The 20,559-nt window shown below is 61.8% G+C and carries 23 protein-coding genes; 11 read left to right on the top strand and 12 right to left on the bottom strand.

The features are described from left to right. The 6 genes from speB (CFI11_RS10315) to CFI11_RS10345 all read left to right on the top strand — a co-directional run bounded on the left by speB (CFI11_RS10315) (position 1) and on the right by CFI11_RS10345 (position 5,330). Positions 1 to 963 carry an agmatinase gene (gene speB / locus CFI11_RS10315; protein ID WP_130405622.1) on the top strand — a complete coding sequence of 321 codons (963 nt, stop codon included), beginning with the start codon at positions 1 to 3 and terminating at the stop codon, positions 961 to 963. Further along, the gene (speB, locus tag CFI11_RS10320) at positions 960 to 1,907 is read left to right on the top strand and encodes an agmatinase (RefSeq protein ID WP_130405624.1); all 948 of its coding nucleotides are present in this window, start codon (positions 960 to 962) and stop codon (positions 1,905 to 1,907) included. Before speB (CFI11_RS10315) ends, speB (CFI11_RS10320) begins: the two co-directional genes overlap by 4 nt. A gap of 36 nt (positions 1,908 to 1,943) precedes the next feature. Beyond that, complete coding sequence (locus tag CFI11_RS10325) at positions 1,944 to 2,357, top strand: DUF1499 domain-containing protein (protein ID WP_130405626.1); 414 nt, start codon at positions 1,944 to 1,946, stop codon at positions 2,355 to 2,357. Positions 2,358 to 2,646: 289 nt separating this feature from the next. Continuing rightward, positions 2,647 to 3,702, top strand: a complete 1,056-nt coding sequence (gene prfA, locus CFI11_RS10335) for a peptide chain release factor 1 (RefSeq protein WP_130409985.1) — start codon at positions 2,647 to 2,649, stop codon at positions 3,700 to 3,702. After that, positions 3,699 to 4,535, top strand: a complete 837-nt coding sequence (gene prmC, locus CFI11_RS10340) for a peptide chain release factor N(5)-glutamine methyltransferase (protein WP_254449062.1) — start codon at positions 3,699 to 3,701, stop codon at positions 4,533 to 4,535. The genes prfA and prmC overlap by 4 nt, the downstream gene beginning before the upstream one ends. Positions 4,536 to 4,757: 222 nt before the next feature. Next, a complete protein-coding gene (locus CFI11_RS10345) occupies positions 4,758 to 5,330 on the top strand; it encodes a DUF4167 domain-containing protein (protein WP_130405630.1) in 573 nt (190 codons plus the stop codon). Between the two features lie 9 nt (positions 5,331 to 5,339). On the opposite strand, the gene rsmA is transcribed toward CFI11_RS10345, so the two are convergent. The 6 genes from rsmA to lptF are packed head-to-tail and all read right to left on the bottom strand — an operon-like array spanning position 5,340 to position 12,714. After that, entirely contained in the window at positions 5,340 to 6,182 is an 843-nt protein-coding gene (gene rsmA / locus CFI11_RS10350; protein WP_130405632.1) for a 16S rRNA (adenine(1518)-N(6)/adenine(1519)-N(6))-dimethyltransferase RsmA, read from the bottom strand. Next, entirely contained in the window at positions 6,179 to 7,147 is a 969-nt protein-coding gene (gene pdxA, locus CFI11_RS10355; RefSeq protein ID WP_130405634.1) for a 4-hydroxythreonine-4-phosphate dehydrogenase PdxA, read from the bottom strand. Before pdxA ends, rsmA begins: the two co-directional genes overlap by 4 nt. After that, entirely contained in the window at positions 7,144 to 8,370 is a 1,227-nt protein-coding gene (locus CFI11_RS10360) for a peptidylprolyl isomerase (protein ID WP_130405636.1), read from the bottom strand. The genes pdxA and CFI11_RS10360 overlap by 4 nt, the downstream gene beginning before the upstream one ends. Further along, positions 8,355 to 10,487: an LPS-assembly protein LptD gene (locus CFI11_RS10365; protein WP_254449063.1), complete on the bottom strand. Its 2,133-nt coding sequence runs from the start codon at positions 10,485 to 10,487 to the stop codon at positions 8,355 to 8,357. Before CFI11_RS10365 ends, CFI11_RS10360 begins: the two co-directional genes overlap by 16 nt. Next, positions 10,487 to 11,584: an LPS export ABC transporter permease LptG gene (lptG, locus tag CFI11_RS10370; protein WP_130405638.1), complete on the bottom strand. Its 1,098-nt coding sequence runs from the start codon at positions 11,582 to 11,584 to the stop codon at positions 10,487 to 10,489. Before lptG ends, CFI11_RS10365 begins: the two co-directional genes overlap by 1 nt. Beyond that, on the bottom strand, positions 11,581 to 12,714 hold the full coding sequence (gene lptF / locus CFI11_RS10375; RefSeq protein ID WP_130405640.1) for an LPS export ABC transporter permease LptF: 1,134 nt from the start codon (positions 12,712 to 12,714) through the stop codon (positions 11,581 to 11,583). The genes lptG and lptF overlap by 4 nt, the downstream gene beginning before the upstream one ends. Positions 12,715 to 12,850: 136 nt before the next feature. Here lptF and CFI11_RS10380 point away from each other — a divergent pair, with 136 nt between their 5' ends. Further along, complete coding sequence (locus CFI11_RS10380) at positions 12,851 to 14,332, top strand: leucyl aminopeptidase (RefSeq protein WP_130405642.1); 1,482 nt, start codon at positions 12,851 to 12,853, stop codon at positions 14,330 to 14,332. Continuing rightward, a complete protein-coding gene (locus CFI11_RS10385) occupies positions 14,332 to 14,796 on the top strand; it encodes a DNA polymerase III subunit chi (RefSeq protein WP_130405644.1) in 465 nt (154 codons plus the stop codon). The genes CFI11_RS10380 and CFI11_RS10385 overlap by 1 nt, the downstream gene beginning before the upstream one ends. On the opposite strand, the gene CFI11_RS10390 is transcribed toward CFI11_RS10385, so the two are convergent. After that, on the bottom strand, positions 14,793 to 15,374 hold the full coding sequence (locus tag CFI11_RS10390; RefSeq protein WP_130405646.1) for a TIGR02281 family clan AA aspartic protease: 582 nt from the start codon (positions 15,372 to 15,374) through the stop codon (positions 14,793 to 14,795). The two genes, CFI11_RS10385 and CFI11_RS10390, sit on opposite strands and share 4 nt — an antisense overlap. A gap of 29 nt (positions 15,375 to 15,403) precedes the next feature. Further along, positions 15,404 to 17,251 (bottom strand): ABC-F family ATP-binding cassette domain-containing protein, encoded by a 1,848-nt coding sequence (locus CFI11_RS10395; protein WP_130405648.1) that lies wholly within the window; start codon positions 17,249 to 17,251, stop codon positions 15,404 to 15,406. 139 nt (positions 17,252 to 17,390) lie between these two features. Here CFI11_RS10395 and ndk point away from each other — a divergent pair, with 139 nt between their 5' ends. Together ndk and CFI11_RS10405 are read left to right on the top strand one after the other, a co-directional pair. Further along, a complete protein-coding gene (gene ndk / locus CFI11_RS10400; protein ID WP_130405650.1) occupies positions 17,391 to 17,813 on the top strand; it encodes a nucleoside-diphosphate kinase in 423 nt (140 codons plus the stop codon). Between the two features lie 75 nt (positions 17,814 to 17,888). Further along, positions 17,889 to 18,440: an NUDIX hydrolase gene (locus CFI11_RS10405; protein WP_165390238.1), complete on the top strand. Its 552-nt coding sequence runs from the start codon at positions 17,889 to 17,891 to the stop codon at positions 18,438 to 18,440. Here the strand turns inward: CFI11_RS10405 and CFI11_RS10410 are convergent. The 4 genes from CFI11_RS10410 to CFI11_RS10425 form a co-directional block, all read right to left on the bottom strand. Continuing rightward, complete coding sequence (locus CFI11_RS10410; RefSeq protein ID WP_130405654.1) at positions 18,437 to 18,808, bottom strand: DUF4112 domain-containing protein; 372 nt, start codon at positions 18,806 to 18,808, stop codon at positions 18,437 to 18,439. The genes CFI11_RS10405 and CFI11_RS10410 overlap by 4 nt on opposite strands. After that, a complete protein-coding gene (locus CFI11_RS10415; protein ID WP_130405656.1) occupies positions 18,801 to 18,971 on the bottom strand; it encodes a YqaE/Pmp3 family membrane protein in 171 nt (56 codons plus the stop codon). The genes CFI11_RS10410 and CFI11_RS10415 overlap by 8 nt, the downstream gene beginning before the upstream one ends. A 71-nt stretch (positions 18,972 to 19,042) precedes the next feature. Beyond that, entirely contained in the window at positions 19,043 to 19,378 is a 336-nt protein-coding gene (locus CFI11_RS10420; protein WP_130405658.1) for a TfoX/Sxy family protein, read from the bottom strand. Between the two features lie 58 nt (positions 19,379 to 19,436). After that, a complete protein-coding gene (locus CFI11_RS10425) occupies positions 19,437 to 19,964 on the bottom strand; it encodes an RNA polymerase sigma factor (RefSeq protein ID WP_130405660.1) in 528 nt (175 codons plus the stop codon). A 253-nt stretch (positions 19,965 to 20,217) separates the two neighbouring features. On the opposite strand from CFI11_RS10425, the gene CFI11_RS10430 reads away from it, so the two are divergent. After that, positions 20,218 to 20,469 carry a hypothetical protein gene (locus tag CFI11_RS10430; protein ID WP_130405662.1) on the top strand — a complete coding sequence of 84 codons (252 nt, stop codon included), beginning with the start codon at positions 20,218 to 20,220 and terminating at the stop codon, positions 20,467 to 20,469. The last annotated feature ends 90 nt before the right edge of the window (positions 20,470 to 20,559 follow it).

A 20,559-nucleotide genomic window follows, 5' to 3' on the forward strand; every position in this document is an offset into this window, starting at 1 on the left:
TTGGCGCTGGAAGACGCAAAGACCCAGGTAGATCAAGCCTTTACGCGAGAAAGTTTGCGTGGCCCGTCCTTTGAGAACACGTTCGGAGGGGCCACATCCTTCCTGCGGCGTCTCTATACCAAGGACCTGACAGGCGTTGATGTCGCGGTGACCGGCGTGCCTTTCGATCAGGCGGTGACCAACCGGCCCGGCGCGCGGCTGGGGCCGCGGGCGATCCGCGAAGCCTCCAGCCTGCAAGCGCCCGACGCGCCTTATGGCTGGCCCTACGATCCGTTGAGCGTGCTCAATGTGATCGACTATGGCGATCTGGCCTTTGACTATGCCCGCGTGCCGGACTTCCCCGATGCGCTCACGGCACATATCAAAACGATCCTGGACGCCGGTGCCGCATCCCTTGCGCTTGGCGGCGATCACTATGTGAGCTTCCCGATCCTGCGCGCCTACGCCGAGAAACATGGGCCGATGTCGCTTTTGCAATTCGACGCCCACACCGACACCTGGCCCGACGATGACATGAGCCGCATCGACCATGGCACGATGTTCTACAAGGCGGTGAAATCCGGCATCGTGGACCCGGCGACCTCAGTCCAGGTGGGTATCCGCACCACGAACGAGGATACGCTGGGCGTGAACGTCATCGACGCGCGGGAGGTGCATGAGACCGGTCCGCAGGCCGTGGTGGAGAAGATCAAAGGCATCCTTGGCGACCGTCCCGTCTATCTGAGTTTCGATATCGATGGGCTCGACCCCGCATTCGCGCCGGGCACCGGGACGCCAGTCTGGGGTGGGCTCACCTCGGCTCAGGCGGCGATCATCCTGCGGGATCTGGCGGGCATCAACATCAAGGGCGGGGATGTCGTCGAGGTCTCGCCCCCCTATGACACAACCGGCGCCACAGCGATCGCCGGCGCCCATGTGGCAACCGAAATTCTCTGCCTTCTGGGATGGCATCTGCGAACATGACCGATTTCAACCAACCGATCAGCGGGAACGAGCTTGCGCGCTTTTCCGGGCCGAACAGCTTTATGCGGCTGCCAGCGGCAAACAGCCTCGACGGGCTTGATGTGGCAATGCTGGGCATCCCGATGGATATCGGCACGTCGTGGCGGTCGGGCACTCGGTTCGGGCCAAAGCAGATCCGCGCGGAAAGTGCCATGATCCGGCCCTACAACCTGCAGACCGGGGCGGCGCCCTTCGACGGCCTGCAGGTGGCCGATATCGGGGATCTGGCGATCAACACGTTTTCGCTGCGCGATAGCCTTCGCATTATATCAGAGAGTTATGACGCGATCCTCATGCATGATGTGATCCCGATGGCGATGGGCGGCGACCACTCGATCACTCTGCCGATCCTGCGTAGCATCGCAAAGAAACACGGGCCTGTCGCGTTGGTCCATGTCGATGCCCATGCCGATGTGAATGACGAGATGTTCGGGGAGAAGGAGACCCACGGCACCGTCTTCCGTCGCGCCTATGAGGAGGGTCTGATCGACCCGGCGAAGACTTACCAGATCGGTTTGCGCGGCACGGGTTACGCCGCCACCGACTTTACCGAGGCGCAGGGATGGGGCTTCCAGATGTGGTTGGCGCCGGAGCTTTGGCATAAGCCGCTCTCGTCTCTTGGGGACGAGATCCGGCGCGATATCGGGGACCGGCCGACCTATATCACTTACGATATTGACAGCCTGGACCCGGCCTTCGCGCCTGGCACGGGCACGCCGGAAATCGGCGGTCTGACGACCCCGCAGGCGATGGAGCTGATCCGGGCGCTCAAGGGCGTGAATGTGGTGGGCTGCGATCTGGTGGAGGTGTCGCCGCCCTACGATCCTTCGGGCAACACCGCGCTGACAGCGGCGAACCTGCTTTACGAGCTGTTGTGTATTCTGCCGGGTGTGACATATCGCTAGGTGGCCTGCGGGCCGCCCAGCGGACAACAATAGGACATGGGACGTCTGATGATCGGATTATGGGTTCTCTTGGCAGTGATTGTCGTGGGCATGGGCTATATTCGCCTCGCGCCCAGCGATCCGGTGCGTTGGCATGCCGAACCGACCGTGACCACCGATATCAACACGACCGGCGGCGCCAAACGGCTTGTCGAAACCGGGCCGGACGGTCTGGCGCGGCTTGACGCCATTGCACGGGTAGCTCCGCGCACACGGGTCCTGTGGGGGTCGGTGGAGAGCGGTATGGTGACCTATGTCACGCGCAGCAAGGTCATGGGCTTTCCCGACTACACCACCGTCCAACAGGACGGTGACCGGCTCAAGATGCATGGCCGGTTGCGCTTTGGCCGATCAGATATGGGCGTCAACGCCGCTCGGCTCGACGCCTGGATCGCTGCTCTGCAATCCTGAGGACATGCAACCGTCCTGGATCTGACGCCACATCGGGACGTTCAGCGACATCTGACATTGCGCCGTGAACATGCGACCGTCCACCTGCAGGCAAATGGTTTGACCCAGCTCGATCCGGGCGCCGCTGCGGTCGGTACAGTAACACTCCACTGTCTTACCGCTGGGGCTGGTGATGTCAGCGAAGGCGGGGCTGGCCATAAGGCTCAGCAGCAACAAAAGGTGTCTCATGGCCAAACGTTAGCATAGGGTCGCCCTTGACCAAAGCGTCATGATGTCCGACACCGCCCGAATGGTACCCGAAGACCGCCTGGATCAAATTTTGCAGCGTTTCCAGTTTCTGGAAGCGCGGATGGCCGATGGGGCCGCGGCGGATCAGATCGCGACGCTTGCCAAGGAATATTCCGATCTGAAACCGGTGGTCGAGCAGATCGCGGCCTATCGCCAGATCCGCGCCGACATGGCCGAGGCGGAGACGATGCTGGACGATCCCGATATGCGGGAGTTGGCCGAAGAGGAATTGCCGTCCTTGAAAGCGCAACTGCCTGGCGCGGAACATGCGCTGCAACTGGCGCTCTTGCCCAAGGACGAGGCGGACGCGCGGCCCGCCATGCTGGAGATCCGGCCCGGGACGGGAGGCGATGAGGCCGCACTCTTTGCCGGGGACCTTTTGCGCATGTATCAGCGCTATGCCGAGGCGCGCGGCTGGCGCTTTGAGATCCTGGATGAACAAGCGACGGAGCTGGGCGGCATCAAGGAAGTGACCGCCCATGTGCAGGGAGAAAACGTCTTTGCCCGCCTGAAATACGAATCCGGCGTTCACCGCGTGCAGCGCGTGCCGACAACGGAAAGCGGCGGGCGCATTCACACATCCGCAGCGACCGTGGCGGTCCTGCCCGAGGCGGAGGATGTGGACATCCAGATCGACGCTAACGACCTGCGGATCGACACCATGCGGTCGAGCGGGGCAGGCGGGCAGCATGTGAATACCACCGATTCCGCGGTGCGGATTACCCATATTCCCAGCGGGATCGTCGTGACCAGTTCGGAAAAGTCCCAGCACCGCAACCGCGAGATCGCGATGCAGGTCCTCAAGACCCGGCTCTACGATCTGGAGCGGCAGCGTGTGGACAGCGAACGCTCCGCCGACCGCGCGGCACAGGTGGGCAGCGGGGACCGGTCCGAACGCATCCGCACCTACAACTTTCCGCAAGGCCGTATGACGGATCACCGGATCAACCTGACGCTTTACAAGCTAGACGCGGTGATCGGCGGTGATCTTGATGAGATCATTGATGCGCTGACAACCGATGATCAGGCCCGGCTTTTGGCCGAGATGGCGCAATGACAGCGGCCGAAGCCATGGTCGCGGCGACTGCGCGCCTGCGGGCGGCCGGGGTGGATGATCCCGCCCGCGATGCAAGGGTGCTTCTGGCCCACGCCGCAAGGATCGAAGCCTCGCGCGTGACATTGATTGCGCCGGAAGACCTCGCCCCCGACATCGAGGAGCGGTTTGACCAGTTGATCTCTCTCCGGGCCGTTCGCGTGCCGGTCTCTCACTTGCTGGGAGAGCGAGAATTCTACGGTCGCCGTTTCAAGGTCAGCCGTGATGTGCTGGATCCGCGCCCGGAAACCGAAACCCTGATCGAGGTGGCCCTGGCGGAACCGTTCGACCATGTGCTGGACCTTGGCACCGGCTCAGGTTGCCTGTTGGTGACGTTGTTGGCCGAAATGCCGTCCGCGCGCGGGCTGGGCGTGGATCTGAGCGAAGCGGCTTGTTTGCAGGCCAGCGCGAACGCGGTGCTGCACCGGGTTCAAACGCGCGCGGAATTGCGCCAGTCCGACTGGTTTGCGGCTGTCGACGGTCGGTTTGACCTGATCGTTTCGAACCCGCCCTACATTGCGCTGTCGGAAATGGACGATCTGTCGGAAGAGGTGCGCAGTCATGAGCCCAGAATGGCCCTGACAGATGAGGGCGATGGGCTGGGCGCCTATCGCGCCATCGCCATGGGCGCGCCCAAGCGCTTGCGGGCGGGAGGCCGGCTTTTGGTCGAGATCGGACCGACGCAGGCTGACGCTGTCAGCGAACTCTTCATCCAGGCGGGGCTTGAAGCGTTGCGAATCCTGCCCGATCTCGACGGCAGGGATCGCGTTGTAAGTGCCGTTATGCCACTTGACTGAGAAAGAAACGTACAAAAAGACGCCCATTTTGAACAAAAAACGAAAGCACCCTCTTGTGCGAAGACGCGGGACATGTTTAGTCATGAGCGTTCTCAACGGTTGGAGCGCGACACGCTCCCGATGAACATCAAGCCAAACTGTTAGTCGTTCCGGTGGCTTATTTTAGCGCATCTTCTGCGGTCCGGAACGAGAGGCTCTGAATACAAGGCAAAAACCAGTTACATGAGATCGTCCAAATCACGTTCGCGGTCGAAGTCCAACCGCAACCGGCCCTCAGGTGGCAACGTCGTCAACCGTGTGTTCGACAGTTCCGGCCCTGAAGGCAAAGTGCGTGGCACGCCGCAGCAAATCATTGATAAATATAATCAACTCGCCCGCGACGCCCAACTGGGCAATGACCGGGTGGCGGCTGAGAATTTTCAGCAGCACGCCGAACATTACCTCCGTCTGCTCAGTGAGGCACAGCGCGAGATCGACGCCCGGCGGGAAGAGCAGGAACGCCAGAACCGAGAGCGCCAGGCAGAACGTGACCGCGAACGCGCGGAGCGGCAGGAACGCGAATCGAATACGGCGGCCGAGCCGACCGAGACCGAAAAGTCCGATGCGTTGGAGGTTGCAGGTGATACGGCCAACGATGACGATACGGGCCTTGTTGAGACACCGGAGAGCAAGCCCAAGCGCACACGCCGCAAACCTCGCGCCAAGAAAGTAGAGGTTGAGGAAACCGCGGCTGCGCCAAAAGAGGCCAAGCCGGAAGAGACGCCCGAAGATACACCTACAAAGGCGGCCGAATAGGCTCCTTCGTCAGGTCGCGTCCATGGCGCGGGCCAGGGCACAGAAAGCTTCGATGGAAACTTGTTCGGCCCGCTCGGTCGGTGCGATGCCGGTGGTGCGAAGCCGGTCCTCGATATCAGGGCTGAGCCCTTTGAGGGCAGCGCGCAGCATTTTGCGGCGCTGATTGAAGGCTGCAGCCACCACCCGCGACAAGGTTCCCGCATCCGCCTCAAATCTCGGCGCGGGCAGGGCGGAAAGATGCACGACCGCACTCGACACCTTGGGCGGCGGGGTAAACGCACCGGGTGGAAGCGACATCACGATACGCGCGTCACAGCGCCATTGAGCCAGAATGGCGAGCCGTCCATACGCCTTGCTGCCCGGTTGCGCGACAATGCGATCTGCAACCTCCCGCTGGAACATGAGCGTCAGGCTTTGCCAGAACGGCGGCCATTCCGGCGGGGTCAACCACCGGACAAGAAGCTCCGTGCCCACATTGTAGGGCAGGTTGGCCGCGATCTGGATGGGGGGTGTGAGATGCGCAAGGGGGCCGACTTCCAGCGCGTCGCCTTCGATCACATGCACGCGTCCGGGATAGGCCGACGCGATGTCCTGCAGCGCGGGCAGGCAGCGGCTGTCCTTTTCAACCACAACAACCCGCCGCGCGCCTTCCGCCAGAAGGCCACGGGTCAGCCCGCCGGGTCCCGGCCCGATTTCCAGAACGTCGCTTTCGGTGAGCCGTGCAACCTGCCGTGCGATCTTTGCGGTCAGGTTGAGATCCAGCAGAAAGTTCTGGCCAAGCGATTTCCGCGCGGAAAGCTGGTGCGTTGCAATCACCTCGCGCAACGGGGGAAGAGTGTCGATGGCGCTCATACCCGCCGAGCGGCCATCTTCTGAGCAAGTCTGAGAGCTTCGATCATGCTGGTCGGATTGGCGATGCCGTGCCCGGCAATGTCGAATGCCGTACCATGATCCGGAGAGGTTCGAACGAAGGGCAGGCCGAGCGTCACATTGACCCCCCGGTCGAAGTCCAGCGTCTTGATCGGTATCAGCGCCTGATCGTGATACATCGCAATGGCCGCGTCATAGCGCGTGCGGGCCGCCGCATGAAACAGCGTGTCGGCGGGATGCGGTCCGGTCACGGTCACATCAGGCAGGTCGATCTTGGTAAGGAGGTCCTCGATCCAGTCCAGTTCCTCGCGCCCCATCGCCCCGCCTTCTCCGGCGTGCGGGTTAAGGCCAGCAACCGCAATCCGGGGCCGGTCTATGCCGAACTGCTGCTGCAAACCCCGCGCTGTAATCGCGATTGTTTCGCGGAGGAGGTTTGGGGTGAGTTGTGCCGGAACGTCGGCGAGCGCGATGTGGATCGTTGCAGGAACCACCCGCAGTGCGTCGCTGGCCAACATCATCACGACACGATCGACCCCGGCAAGGGCGGCCAGGAATTCAGTATGGCCGGGATAAGCGAAATCGGCGCCGTCAATCAGTACCTTCTTATGGATCGGCGCCGTGCAAAGAGCGGATGCGGCACCCGACCCGACCAGCCCCACCGCCCGCTCAAGAACCTCGATCACTCCTTTGGCATTCGCCGCGGATGGCTCGCCCGCATGGGTCGGTTCGGCAAAGTCGTGGGACAGCACGGGCAGGCCGTCTGACAACGCTTTTGCAGTGTCAGACGGGGAGGTGATCTCAACGCTCGGTGTTCCCTCGGGCAGGTGACGTGGGTCACCGATCCAGAAAAACGGGCAGTCGGCGCCAAGCGTGCGCCACGCCTTTACGGCCAGTTCCGGACCGATGCCTGCAGGCTCGCCGCAACTGACCGCGATGGGTGCGGTCATTGCTCGACGATCACGGCATCCGCCCGCAATTGCTCAAGATAGCTTTGCGAGAAGAAGTTGAGACGCTGTTGCGTCAGCGCGTTCGCGGCATCCGTGCGGGAGGTGTCCTGATTGATTTCGGCGGTGCGGCCGCAGAGCATCAGAAAGACCAGCGTCTGCCCGTTCGAACGGGTCAGCGCGGTCGAGACTTCGCCGTCGTCCAGCTTGGCAAGTTCAACGGCGATGTCCTGCGGGATCTCGGACGGGGGCAGGCTGCCACGGTCCAGCACCTCTTCGGGCTGGCCTTGCGCGATGCCATAGAGATCGTCACAGGTATCCACCCGCGCGCGAATGGAGGCGGCGGTGTTCAAAGCGGCCTCGCTCCGTCCTCCGGGGATGTAGTAGGCCGCGTATTCAATGGCGGAATAGGTCGGTGCCGCCGCATCGGTTTCCTCGATATCCCTGAGCTGGAAGAGTGCGATGGCATTCGGCAGCGACAAGGGTGACGTCACCTCACCAGGGGCGAGGGCCAGAATGACCGGTCGCAACTGGGCAGGCAGATCCGTAATGGGCAACCAGTTCATGCGCCCACCATTTCCGCGCGTGGCGGTTGCGGAATACCGGCGCGCCTCGGCCGAAAATGCGCTGGTGCTTGTGAGCTGCGAGATCCGTTCGGCGCGGGCCTGGACCGTGTCGATGTTGTTGGGGTTCACCGGCATGATGATTTCCGACAGCAGCACGCGGACACCGCCCCCACCACCGCCAGACCCCAGGGCCCGGTCGATTTCGCTTTCGCTTGGGCGGGCGCGGGACAGGAACCTGGCCCGGACAAATTCGCGCCATGCGATGCCGATCTCAACGAAGTCGCGAAACGTCTCTTCAGAGACGCCGCCGCCCGCGAGGCCCTGAATGAATTCCTCCCGACTGAGATTTGCGCGGGCGGCGAATTCATCCATACCTTCAAGGACTTCCTGTTCCGTCGGCACGATATCCGCCTCCCGGGTGACCTGTCTTTTCAGCTGGTCTTCGATCAGCGCCTGACGGGCCAGTTCCGAAGGGTTGCCGGGCGCGCGCAGCAAGCGCAGGAAACGCTCCCGCTGCTCCAGTTCATAAAAGGTCACCGCGTCTTCGTTCACCGTGATCGCAGGGGAGAAAAGCCCCTGCGCCATGGCACCCCCACCGGTCAATTGAAGGGTCAGCGCTGCCGCGCAGGCCAGTATCAGCCGCATCAGGTATTGTTGCATGATCGCACGTATCTTTCTGTTCCGCTCGAAACGCCAAAGCCTCTGAACGCGATGTTAAATCCGAAATCGGTAGAGGGCTCAACACTCGTTGACGAGGTATAGCGACGGTTCAGGGAAAGATCGACCTCAACGCATTCATTGCGATAGGCGAGGCCGATCCCGGCTGTCGCCGCGCGTGTGTCGGCCAGATCGTAGCGCCAGTTCGCGCTGGCGGTCCAAAACCGGTTTATGTTGTAAGAGCCATCCAGATAGATCTCGGACACGGACTGCGTGCGATCCTCATCCGGATCCTCGTCAAGCCAGATATAGCTGCCGCTGATCTCGGTCCGGGTGCCGCGCCAGTCCCCGCGCAACTCCGCCTTTGCCACATCCAGGTTTTCGTTGAAAAGGGTCCGAGCCGTCAGATCGAAGCCGAAATCGGTCTGGATCTGGCCAGCGAACAGAAAATCCGATGACGTCCCGACCAGCCCGGAGGTTTCGCTGAAGGCACCGATGGCATCATCGCGAATGATCTGGCCGATGGTGAAGTTGGTTTGCCAGCCGCTTGTCCCGAAGCGGGACCAGTTGAGCCCGTAGGCAAAGGCGAACCCTTCCTCCCGTGCGTCTTTCGCGGGAAAGCGCGACAGCGACAGGAGGTTGCCCTGGTCGAATTCAACACGCCCGCTTTCATCAATAGGCACGTCGCCCCCGCCGGAATCGCTCCAGCCGATCTGTACGACAGGCTCCAGGAAATGCGTCGCACCCGAAGCGGTGCTGCGCGTCATGGGGTATCGCAGGCTCAGCGACGCATGCGGCGTGGTGCGGGTAATGTCGCTTTGAAAGGCGCTGTCCTGCTGAATGTCGAAGACATCCACGGCAAGGCCCATCTGCCAATCCGCACGCAGCCCGATCGGCAGCACCCAGTTGCGCAGCCAGTCGATCTCGGCCGTGAGCCGCGACACATCCCGGCCCAGCATGTCGAGGTTCGAGGTCCGATGATGGGTATGGCCGAAAAAGCCAAGCCGCACCTCACCGCCAAGGCGGTCGGGGAAATAGCGCCGCTCGTGCTGGAAGTCCGCGACGATGGTCGGGATAAGGGATTCGTCTTCACCGTCGCGCAACGAATCGTAGTGGATTAAGGCGGCGCGCGTGAACTGATCACGGTAGGTCCGGGTCAGAGCGATCTCGCTGTCCAGCCGGTCCTTGTCGCTGACACCGTAATCGAGCAGATAGGCATCGTCGCTGACCCATTCGATATCAAAGCTCAGCTCATAATCGCGGCTCAGTTGGAAAATGCCCTGACCAAAGAGGTATCCCCTTGTATTGTCGGGTAGAAGGTCGTCTTCGGTATACGCACCCTCAAAGCTGATGCGCCCGGACCGAAAAGCCTGACGATACCGGAAATCGAGCGTTGTTGTCCCGGATGACAGATAAGGCGCAAGGGTCAGGTCGGCGTGATCGCCAAGCCGGAAGAAATAGGGGATGCGAATGCCGGTGCCCAGTTGAGACGTGGTGCGGGTGCTGGGATAGAGAAATCCGCTGGCCCGCTCCAGCGTCGGGTCGGGCAGACGCAGTCGCGGCAGATAAAAGACCGGAACGTCCAGCACGCGAAACTGCGCGTCGTCAAAGTAGAGTTGACGTTCCTGCTGATCGTGGATCACCCGTCGCGCGCGGATCTGCCACAACGGGGCTTCGCCTTCCTCGCAAACCCGGCACGAGGTGACGGCCGTTTTGTAAAGCTGGCTGTAGCGCCCGTTGGTGCGCCCGATCTGGACGGCGGCCAGTTGTAGCTGATCATCCAGCACCATGCGCGCACCGGTCAAAAGACCGTTCTGCAGATCCTCGTCCAGCTCGGCGGCATCGGCCAGGATCGTGACGCGATCCCCCTCGGTCAGCCGGATCGGCCCTTCGATGGTCAGCGATCCCGTGCGCCGATCATAGGTAATGCGCGCGGCCTTGATCGTTTGCGTGGCATGGTAAGCAGCGACATTCCCTTCTGCGACAAGCTTTTCGTCCGACGTGACAAAGACCCGGTCCGCGACAAGCACCGCAGGCCGGTCTTCCGGCGTCTCTTGCGCGGCTGTGACGGTCGGCAGACACAGCATGGCCAGGGCTGTCAGAAGGCGCCGCATGGCCATTAACCGTCCTCCGTATGAAGGAGGAGGCCCAGAGCCAGCAGAACCGCTGCGACCGGGGGCGCCCAGGCCGACAGCGCAACGGGTATCTGACCGTTTTCGCCGAGGATCTGGGCAAAGTTCCGGATGAAATAGAGGCCAAAGCCAAGCATGACGGCGGTCAGCACCGCGACGCCCGTTCCGCCAAATCGGGCATGGCGCATGGTGAATGCGGCGGCGACCAAGACCATGGAGACCAGAAACAGCGGCCGGGCCAGCTCGGACTGGAACCAGACCTCGTGTCGTTTGGTGGAAAAGCCCGCTTGCTGCAATTGCCGGATGGTCGCTGGCATATCCCAGACAGAGATCCCCGAGGGCGTGCCCAGACTGTCGCGGATCCGTTCCTGTGTCAGTGTGGATGGCAAAAGAAGCGCCTCGTGTTCCATTGCGTTGACCTCTGGATTCAGCCCGGCGGCCAGGGGCCAAACCTTTACAGCGCGCAGTGACCAGGCGCCGTTCGTCAGGCGGGCCGAACCAGCTTCGATCCGCCGAACCGGCCCACCTTCCGGGGCGTAGCTGAGGATCGTCACGTCGTAAAGGACACCTGCATTGCTGCTGTAGTGTTTTGCGTGAATGACGCTTTGCCCTTCTCCGCCGCCCTGACGCAGCCACAACCCTTCGCCGCTGATCGACAAGGCCGCCGTTCCACCGGTGCGATAAAGCTCGGACAATTGCTGATACCGGTTCGACGTTGCCGCAACGATGGGGTTCAGCGTCGTGACCGTGAGAACTCCGATCACCAGAGCAACGCCAAGGGGCGCAAGAAGTGCCCGGAGGCCAGAGCGGCCGGCCGCCCGTGTGACCACCAGCTCGCTGCTGCGGGCCAGGCCGACAAACAGCATCACGGTCGCCAGGATCATGATCAACGGCAAGATTTCGTTCAGGGCGCCCGGCGCGTTCAGCATCATCAGTTGGACCATCTGGCCAAAGGCGACATCGATGCCTTCGAAGCGGCGCAATTGTTCCACCAGATCGATCAGAAGCAGCAAGACCAGAAATACCAGCGTGACGGTCAAAAGGCTCTGAAGGAAACGTCGGGCAAAATAGAAGTGCAGGATCACGCGGCGGCCTCCTGCCTTCCGGTGGGCCAGGGGATCCGCAGCGGGCGACCCGCGATGCGCAAAAAGAGAATTGCAATCAGAATGCCCGCGAGCGACGGGATATAGATCAGCGGCCAGAACCGGGGATCTTCTAGAACCGGCTCCGACACCAGGCCGCGGCCGATTTCCATGAAAATCAGCAAGACAAAGGCAATCACGATCTGACGCCATACGCCGAAGCGGGAGAACCCGCCTACCATCAGGGTCGAAAACCCGATCAGAGCCACAGAGATACAGATCAGCGCGCGGGCAAACCGCAAATGCAGTTCCTCGGCCAGCGGGCCCTGCGCGTAGCCGTCACTTTCTTCGATCCCGGCTGGATCGGTCATCAGTTCCCATGTCGGCAGGGCCCTGATGTTGCGGCGCACGGCTGCGGGATCTTCGATCAATGCACTGATATCGTATGAAAAGTCCGCAAAGTTTGTGGTGGAAAGGCGGTTTGCTTCCTCTGACAGACGCTGGGCAAGCCCATCGACCATGATCAGCTTCGATTGCTCGGCATCGCGCACAAGAAAGGCGCGGGATGCCGTGTAGGTCACCGTCTCACCCTCGACCCGGCGGTCTGACAGGTAGACATCGTTCAACGTGCCGTCCGGATCAATGGACCGGATATAGAAAGTGACGTTAGGCGCCGGATGCAGAAACGTGCCTTCGGTTAGCAAACGGGCGGTGATGTTTTGCGAGATTTCGGCTTCCCGCACCTCAAGCTGATTGATCGACGCGGGCAGCAGAATGTGGGTCAGCACGCTCATCATCAGCGCCGTGACCAGCCCAAAGGCCAGAAAAGGACGCGCCAGCCGCGACGGGCCCGAGCCTGTGGCCTGCATGACCACAAGCTCGCTTTCCCCGTTCAGCCGGTTGGTCACGTAGACGGCAGCCGCAAAGGCCGCCATGGGCACCACCATGCGGATCAGATTGGGAAGACCCAGCGCTGTAAATTCCAGAAACACCATGGCCGACTGACCATCGGCAATCAGCCTGTCAAACAGCACAACAGCGCGGTTGATCCAGAAGACAGCGACCAGAATCAGCGCGAAGAAGCCGAACAGAAGAAGAAGTTGCGACAGCACATATCTGTCGTATCTGGACAATGCGGTCTTCCCCCCGGAACTCGGCCTGCCTCGTTGCAGGCGACGTTACTGCAATTCAGAGGCGGGGAAAACTGATATCTGGCAAAGTAGGGGCGGACAGGCTAGGTCTTGATGAGAACCCACCATGGAGCGGACGATGACCCAAGTAACCCCAATATCCTTTGTCCCCGTCGATCTGGACGCTGTTGCAACGGTTGAGGGACGGTTGGCCATCATCGTCAGCCCGGATGGCAAGCTGGATCAGTCCGCACGCCGCGCAAATCGGCTGACCCGAGGGGCGGTTGCGCGCCTTGTGGAGAGTGCGGGCTTTGCCAAGCTGAAGCCCGGCCAGGTCGTGTCGCTCAACTGGCCGTCGGGCCTTGCAGCCGAAGCGCTTGACGTCGTGTGTCTGCCCAAGCGGCCCAGCGTCGAAGAGGCCCGCAAGGCGGGTGTCACGCTTGCAAAACTGAAAGTGCGCAAGGCCCTTCACCTCATGGCCGGAACGCAAGGCAAGGCGGCTGAACTGGCCCTTGGCATTGCGCTGCGCGACTATACGTTCGACGCCCACAAGACGAGCGATAGCGAAAAAGAGGCGGATGAGGCCGCTGTCACGCTCTACCTCGGCAAACCGGAAGAGGTGGAGGCAGAGGCCACCCCGCTTCTGGCGATTGCCGAAGGGGTCATGATGACCCGCGATCTGACGAACGAGCCGGCCAATGTGTTGACGACAACGGAATTCGCGGATCGTCTAGCGGACATGTCCAAGCTGGGCCTCGAGGTCGAAGTCCTGGAAGAAGACAAGCTGGAAGAGCTCGGCATGCGGACACTTCTGAGTGTCGGGCATGGGTCTGACAGCCCCTCCAAGGTTGTGGTGATGCAATGGAAGGGTGGGGCCAAGGACGAGGCGCCGCTGGCCCTTTTGGGCAAGGGTGTCGTGTTCGATACCGGCGGCATTTCCCTCAAGCCCGCGGCGGGCATGGAAGACATGACCATGGATATGGGCGGGGCCGGCGTGGTTGCGGGCACGATGCGCGCGCTTGCCCTGCGCAAGGCCAAGGCGAATGTCGTGGGCATTGTGGGCCTTGTCGAAAACATGCCGTCGGCCCGGGCCACGCGGCCCGGCGATGTGGTCAAGTCGATGAAGGGCGACACGGTCGAGATCATCAACACCGATGCCGAAGGTCGCTTGGTGCTGTGCGACGTGATGTGGTACGCGCAGGACCGGTTCGAACCGGTGGGAATGATCGATCTGGCCACGCTGACCGGCGCGATCATTATCGGTCTCGGCCATGAAAATGCGGGCGTCTTTTCCAACAACGACGTTTTCTGCAATGGCTTTCTGAAAGCCGCCGAGGCCGAAGGCGAAGGCGCATGGCGGATGCCTTTGGGCCAGGCCTATGACGATATGCTCAAGTCGCGCATCGCCGACATGAAGAATATCGGTGGCCGCCCGGCTGGTTCGATCACCGCGGCGCAGTTTCTCAAACGCTTCGTGAAAGATGACACACCCTGGATCCACCTTGATATCGCGGGGGTCGCATCGGTGAAATCCGACACCAAATACGCGCCCAAAGGCGCCACGGGATGGGGCGTCATGGCCTTGAACCGGATGATCAAGGACCGGTTCGAGACGGAGTGATGGGCGCCGCCTATTTCTATCATCTGACGCGCAATCCGCTGGAGCTCACCCTGCCGATCCTTCTTGGAAAGGCGCGGGGTGCGGGGTGGCGGATTGCCGTGCGCGGACGGGATACCGAGCGGATGGCCTGGCTGGACGAACGGCTCTGGCTGGGATCCGACGAAAGCTTTCTTGCACACGGGCTTGCCGGTGGTCCGCACGACGCGCATCAGCCGATCCTGCTGACCACCGAACGCGATGCCGCGAACGCCCCGCAATGCCTGATGGCAATGGATGGGGCCGAGGTTGCACCCGATGAGGTGGCCGCGTTGGAACGTGTCTGCGTGCTCTTTGACGGCAATGACGAGAGCGCGGTGCAACATGCACGGGGGCAGTGGAAGGCGCTCACCGATGGGGGGTGTTCAGCGCAATACTGGTCCGAAGCCTCCGGCCGCTGGGAAAAGAAGGCCGAAAGCGGCGGCTAGCGCTGTAGCACCAGTTCTCCTCCGGAAATCTCGATCCGGTCCCAACGCTGCAGATAGGCCATGCCGAGGAGCGACTCGCTCATCTCTCCCTCGTTCACCCAGGCATTGATGCCGCGATCTACAACCGCGCCAAGCGCGACTTCATCCAGCCGGACCGGTGCGGTACGGACCGTTCCGTTGGCCGTCATGGCCCGTCCGATATAATTCAGATCGTCCAGCGAGATCCCCGCGCGGGCAGCGTCGCGCTGGGTGAGGACGATGTCGGTCGCGCCGGTATCGACAACAAACCTGACCGGCTCTCCGTTGACATCGAGTGTGAGATAATAGTGGCCGTCCGGTGAACGGGGAACCTCAACCCGGCCTTGATCGGAAAAGACCGATTGGGTGGGGCGGACCGTTTGCCGGATATCGTCCCAAAGGCCGATTGCGGCAATCACACCGACAAAGATAAGAAACCACGCGGCCATATGCTGCACGGTTTTGCCCAGCGAATTGCGATTGGCGGTGAAATACCAAAACGCAAGCGCGCAGCCCAGAAGAAGCAGATAGGTAAGATGTGCGTAATCGACGTTGGCCATGTCGGGCATATAACACCGACATCACCCGATTACAGCGCTTCTGCCTCTTCCAGTTTCTCAAGCGCGGACATCCAGAGCGCCTCCGCCCGGTCAAGGCCGTCCATCACTTCCGCGTATTTGCGCTGCCAGACTTCGATTTCGCCCTGTTTTCCCTCTTCGTAGAGATCGGGATCTGCAAGCTTAGCCGCCAGCTTGTCGCGCATCTCGTTCAGCTTTTCGACCCTGGCTTCGCTTTTGCGCACCTCTGATTTGAGCGCAAGCATCGCCTCGCGTCCGGGCCGTTTGGGTTTTGGCGCCTGTTTGGCCTTGGCGGGGGCGTCCCGCGCCAGCAAGAGCTTGCGGTAGGCGTCAAGATCGTCGTCGAAGGGTTTGACCGTGCCGCCGGACACAAGCCAAAGCCGGTCGGCCACAAGGCTAAGCAGGTGCATGTCGTGACTGACCAGGATGACAGCACCCGAATAGGCGGTGAGCGCCTCGACCAAAGCCTCCCGGCTTTCGATGTCGAGGTGGTTGGTGGGCTCGTCAAGGATCAGCATGTGAGGCGCGTCGATTGTGGCCAGCAAAAGCGAAAGACGCGCCTTCTGCCCGCCCGAAAGCTGCTCCACGATGGTGTCGGCCTGATCTGCGGTCAGCCCGAAGCCTGAAAGCCGCGCGCGCAGCTTGGCCGGTGTTTCGCCGGGTCGAAGGCGGCGCAGGTGGTCGAGCGGGGTTTCGTCCACGTAAAGCTCATCGACCTGATGCTGCGCGAAATAGCCGATGCGCAGCTTGGCGGCCTTCACCATCTTGCCCGCCTGCTTGTCCAGCCGGTCCGACAGCAGCTTCGAGAGGGTCGATTTGCCCTGACCGTTCTTGCCCAAAAGCGCGATGCGGTCGTCCTGGTCGATGCGCAGGTTGAGTTTCGACAGCACCGTCGTCTCTCCGTACCCGACCGCGCCGCCTTCGATGTTGACGATAGGCGGGCTCAGTTCCTCGGGTTCCGGAAAGGCAAAGGCGCGTAATGCTGCCTCCTGCGGAGAGGTGATGGGCTGCATCCGCGCGAGCGCCTTGATCCGGGACTGCGCCTGCCGGGCCTTGTCGGCCTTGTAGCGGAAGCGGTCGACATAGGATTGCAGATGCGCGCGCCGGGCCTCCTGCTTTTTGGCCATCGCCTCGGCAAGGGCCAGCTTTTCGGCGCGCTGACGGGCGAATTGATCGTAAGGTCCCTGATAGAAGGTCAACTTACGGTCTTCGAGATGCAGGATCGCGCCGACCGCGCGGTTCAGAAGGCCCCGGTCATGGCTGATGATGATCACCGTATGGGGGTAGCGGGCCAGATAGGTCTCCAGCCAGATCGCGCCTTCGAGGTCGAGATAGTTGGTCGGTTCGTCCAGAAGCAGCAGGTCGGGCTGGGCAAAGAGAACCGCCGCCAAGGCCACCCGCATGCGCCAGCCGCCAGAGAAATCGGCGCACGGCATGGCATGTTCGTGATCGTCAAAGCCAAGCCCTTTGAGAATGCTCGCCGCCCGCGCTTCGGCGGACCAGGCGTCGATATCGCTCAGCCGGGTCTGGATCTCGGCGATGCGTGTGGCATCCTCTGCGGTGCCCGCCTCTTCCAGCAGCGCCGCGCGCTCGGTATCGGCGGCCAAAACGGTGTCGAGCAATGATGTCTGCGAGGCCGGTACCTCTTGGGCCACGCCGCCGATCCGGGCGCGCTGGGGCAGGGTGATGTTGCCCGATTCCAGCGCAAGCTCCCCGCGGATCAGCCGAAAGAGCGTGGTTTTGCCGGTTCCGTTCCGGCCCACAAGTCCCACCTTGTGCCCCTCGGGGATCGTCGCACTGGCGCCGTCGAACAGGGGCCGTCCGGCCACCGCGTAAGAGATATCCTCGATCCGCAACATGCGCCTCACCTAGCAGAGCGGCGCCAGCCCGGAAAGAGGGGGCGAATGGGCTTTTCAAAGACCGGGCTGCATGCTAGGCGGCGCGCAGAAATTGACGGTCGGGGCAGGGCGCCAAGGCCGGGAGTTAAGGAGCACTCACATGGCCTTGGAACGCACGTTTTCCATCATCAAACCCGACGCCACCCGCCGTAATCTGACCGGCAAGATCAACGCCAAATTCGAAGAAGCGGGTCTGCGCATCGTGGCGCAGAAGCGCATTCACATGACCAAGGCGCAGGCCGGTGTGTTCTACGAGGTGCACAAAGAGCGCCCGTTCTACGACGAACTGTGCGAATTCATGTCCTCGGCCCCGGTCGTGGTGCAGGTTCTGGAAGGCGAGAACGCCATCACAAAGAACCGCGAGATCATGGGCGCCACCAACCCGGCCGACGCCGCACCCGGCACCATCCGTGCGGAGTTCGCCGAAAGCGTGGGTGAGAATTCGGTCCATGGTTCGGACGCGCCCGAAACGGCGGCTGTTGAGATTGCCTATTTCTTCTCCGGCCTCGAACTGGTCGGCTAAGCGCGGTTTCGTGTAAGTCTGAAACCCGTCCGCAGCATGGTGCTTCGGGCGGGTTTCTTTTTGGGTGGGGGCAGCATGAAGACCTGGAAAATCCTCTCGGAAGAGGAGGTATTTGCCGCGCATCCCTTTTTGCGGGTTGTCAAACAAGCGGTCTCATTGCCGGACGGTCGGGTGATCGACGACTTTTATCAGGTGAAATTGCGGACATATGCCATCGTCGTTCCGGTCACGCCTGAGGGTGAGGTTGTGACGATCGATCAGTATAAACACGGGCCCGGACGGGTGGGGATCAGTTTTCCGGCAGGCTTTGTCGAAGCGGGTGAAGAACCGGCCAAAGGCGCCGCGCGGGAGTTGCTTGAGGAAACCGGCTTTGATTTCGAGAATTTGATCCCGCTTGGCACCTATGTCGACAACGGGAACCAGCGGGGCTGTGAAGGTCACCAGTTTCTCGCCACCGGCTGCCGTTGGGTGCAGGATGCGCAGTCGGGTGATCTGGAACAGATGGAGGTGCGCTTGCGCCACCCTGAAGACCTGGATCGCGCGATGGCCGAAGGGCGGCTTGGTGTGATGCACGATGTGGCTGCATGGGGCATGGTGCGCACGCTCCATCGTGATGTGTTTGGCTAGGCTGCCAAAGCTCTCTGTGCGTGTGCGCGACGCTCAAGATGGCGGCGCAGCAGCGCGACGTTGCGCGTATTCGCCTTCCATCCGATGTCGAAAAGATCGCCGATAAGCGGAATTGACCCAATCAGCGTGTCAATGGCCACATTGCCGGCCATACGTGCCAGAAGGGTATTGCTGGCGCCCATGCGCTTGCCTTCGATCAGGACATAGCCCGCGGGACCTAAGGCCAGGGCGTCGCCGATGCCCGGAACCAACCCCAGAAGAGAGTCCCAGCCGATCCGGATGCCGATAAGCGGCACCCGGAACGCTTGGTCCATTCCATGCGCCAGACGCTCAAGCCGCGCCAGACGCTGGGCGTGCGTGTCACGCATAAGACGGGCGGCGGGCAATGATATAGACCGCGTGAACGATACCCGGCAGATAACCAAGCAACGTCAGCAGAATATTGATCCAGAAGTGCTTGCCCAAGCCTTCCTGCAGAAAGACGCCAAGCGGGGGCAGAAGAATGGCAATCAGAATGCGTACCAGGTCCATGACAGGTCTCCTTTTGATGCGATTGCAAACAAAACACGGCGAACCTGGCTTAAGTTCCCGGGCGCTTCGCCCTACCGGACCTGCGGCGACCCGATGCCCATGATATCCATCATCTTCTCGAACTCCGAACGGTCGGGGTCGTGGGAGCGCGCCTTGATCGCGTCGAAGCGTTTGCGCAGCGCGGCTTTCTCCGCGCCCTTGCAATCGTTCCAGGGACGGCCCTGAAGGGCCATGACCAACACGTAATAGCCGATGAAATGCGGCTTCATACCTGTCTCGAGCATCCTGGCATAGGCCGCATCTGCCCCAAGATCGCGTAACTCTTCGGCCGAGTGAATGCCGGCTTTCGCGCAGCTTTCCTCGTAGGCGGGTCCAAGGTTGCGGATGGATGAGACAGGCGTGGACATGGGCGCCACTCTAGACGCCTGCGAGGGGTTTGTCAGGACAGGGTGTTCCCCCCTGCGCCTATGCGCCCAGACTTTCTTCGTAAAGCGTGGTGACCGAGCATTTCTTGCTCAGGCCCATTTCGGCCCGCAGGCTTGCCCGCGCGCGCGCCAGCCGTGACATGACGGTGCCCACCGGATTTCCGGTGATATCTGCAAGCCGGGCCGGGCTCGTCTCACCCTCCTCGACCAGATGCAAGAGCTTGGCTTGCGCGGGTGGCAGGCGGTCGATCGCGGCGCTGAGCTCCGCATAGGCGATCAGGCGGGGGGCGTCCGGCGGGGCGGCGGCCGTATCCTCTTCGAGCGCGTCAAAGCTGCGTTGCCCCCGCCAGGCGGATCTCGCAAGGTTGCGCAGGGTGGTCATCGCATAGGCTTCGGGATCTTCGATCTGCGCACCGGCAAGGTGATGTTGCCAAAGGCGCAACGCGGCCTCCTGAGCAAGGTCGGCAGCGTCCTCGGGACGGGCGCTCAGCGTGCGGGCCCGTCGCGTCAGGGCCGGCAACAGCCGCGCAAGGTGTTCGGGCAGAGAGTGCAAGTCAGGGTTCGGCATTGGCTAACCTCCGTTTCCTAAACTCTGTTCCTTTAAGCTTGGCGGTGCGTGCGGGTTTGAAAAGCCCGGGATTTTCCGCCGATCCTGCCAAAAGGCCCTTTTTGGGCGACCCGCCGCGCAGGCGCTTTGCAGGGATGAGCGGTGTTTGGCACGTCACGACGGCGGTGTCGCCGTCGCCGGACGCAAAGCGGTTTCGAAGCGTCTTCTCTCATGAAGGCGCGAAGACGTCTTCGCTATCACTTGGAGAGAAGACATGAAAACGACCGTACTGACCCTGGTTACCACTCTCGGGTTGGCTCTGCCTGTCGCATCGATGGGCCAGACCTCGACCGAAGTGGATGCAAACGGCGATGGCGTTCTGACAATTGATGAGGTCCAGGCAGTCTATCCCGAAATCACCGCAGACGCATTCACGGCAATGGACGTGAATGCCGATGGCGCCCTCGACAATGACGAAGTCCTTGCCGCACAGGAAGCGGGCATGATGCCCCCGACCGAGGGCTAAGTTCATAAGAACACTCCCCTGAGCCCATCACACACCACGGGTTTCGCACACCTTTTCACCCGGAAGGCTCAGGTTCGGAGCGCGGCGTCC

The organism is Thalassococcus sp. S3 (genome assembly GCF_004216475.1).
In the GTDB taxonomy this organism is placed as follows: domain Bacteria; phylum Pseudomonadota; class Alphaproteobacteria; order Rhodobacterales; family Rhodobacteraceae.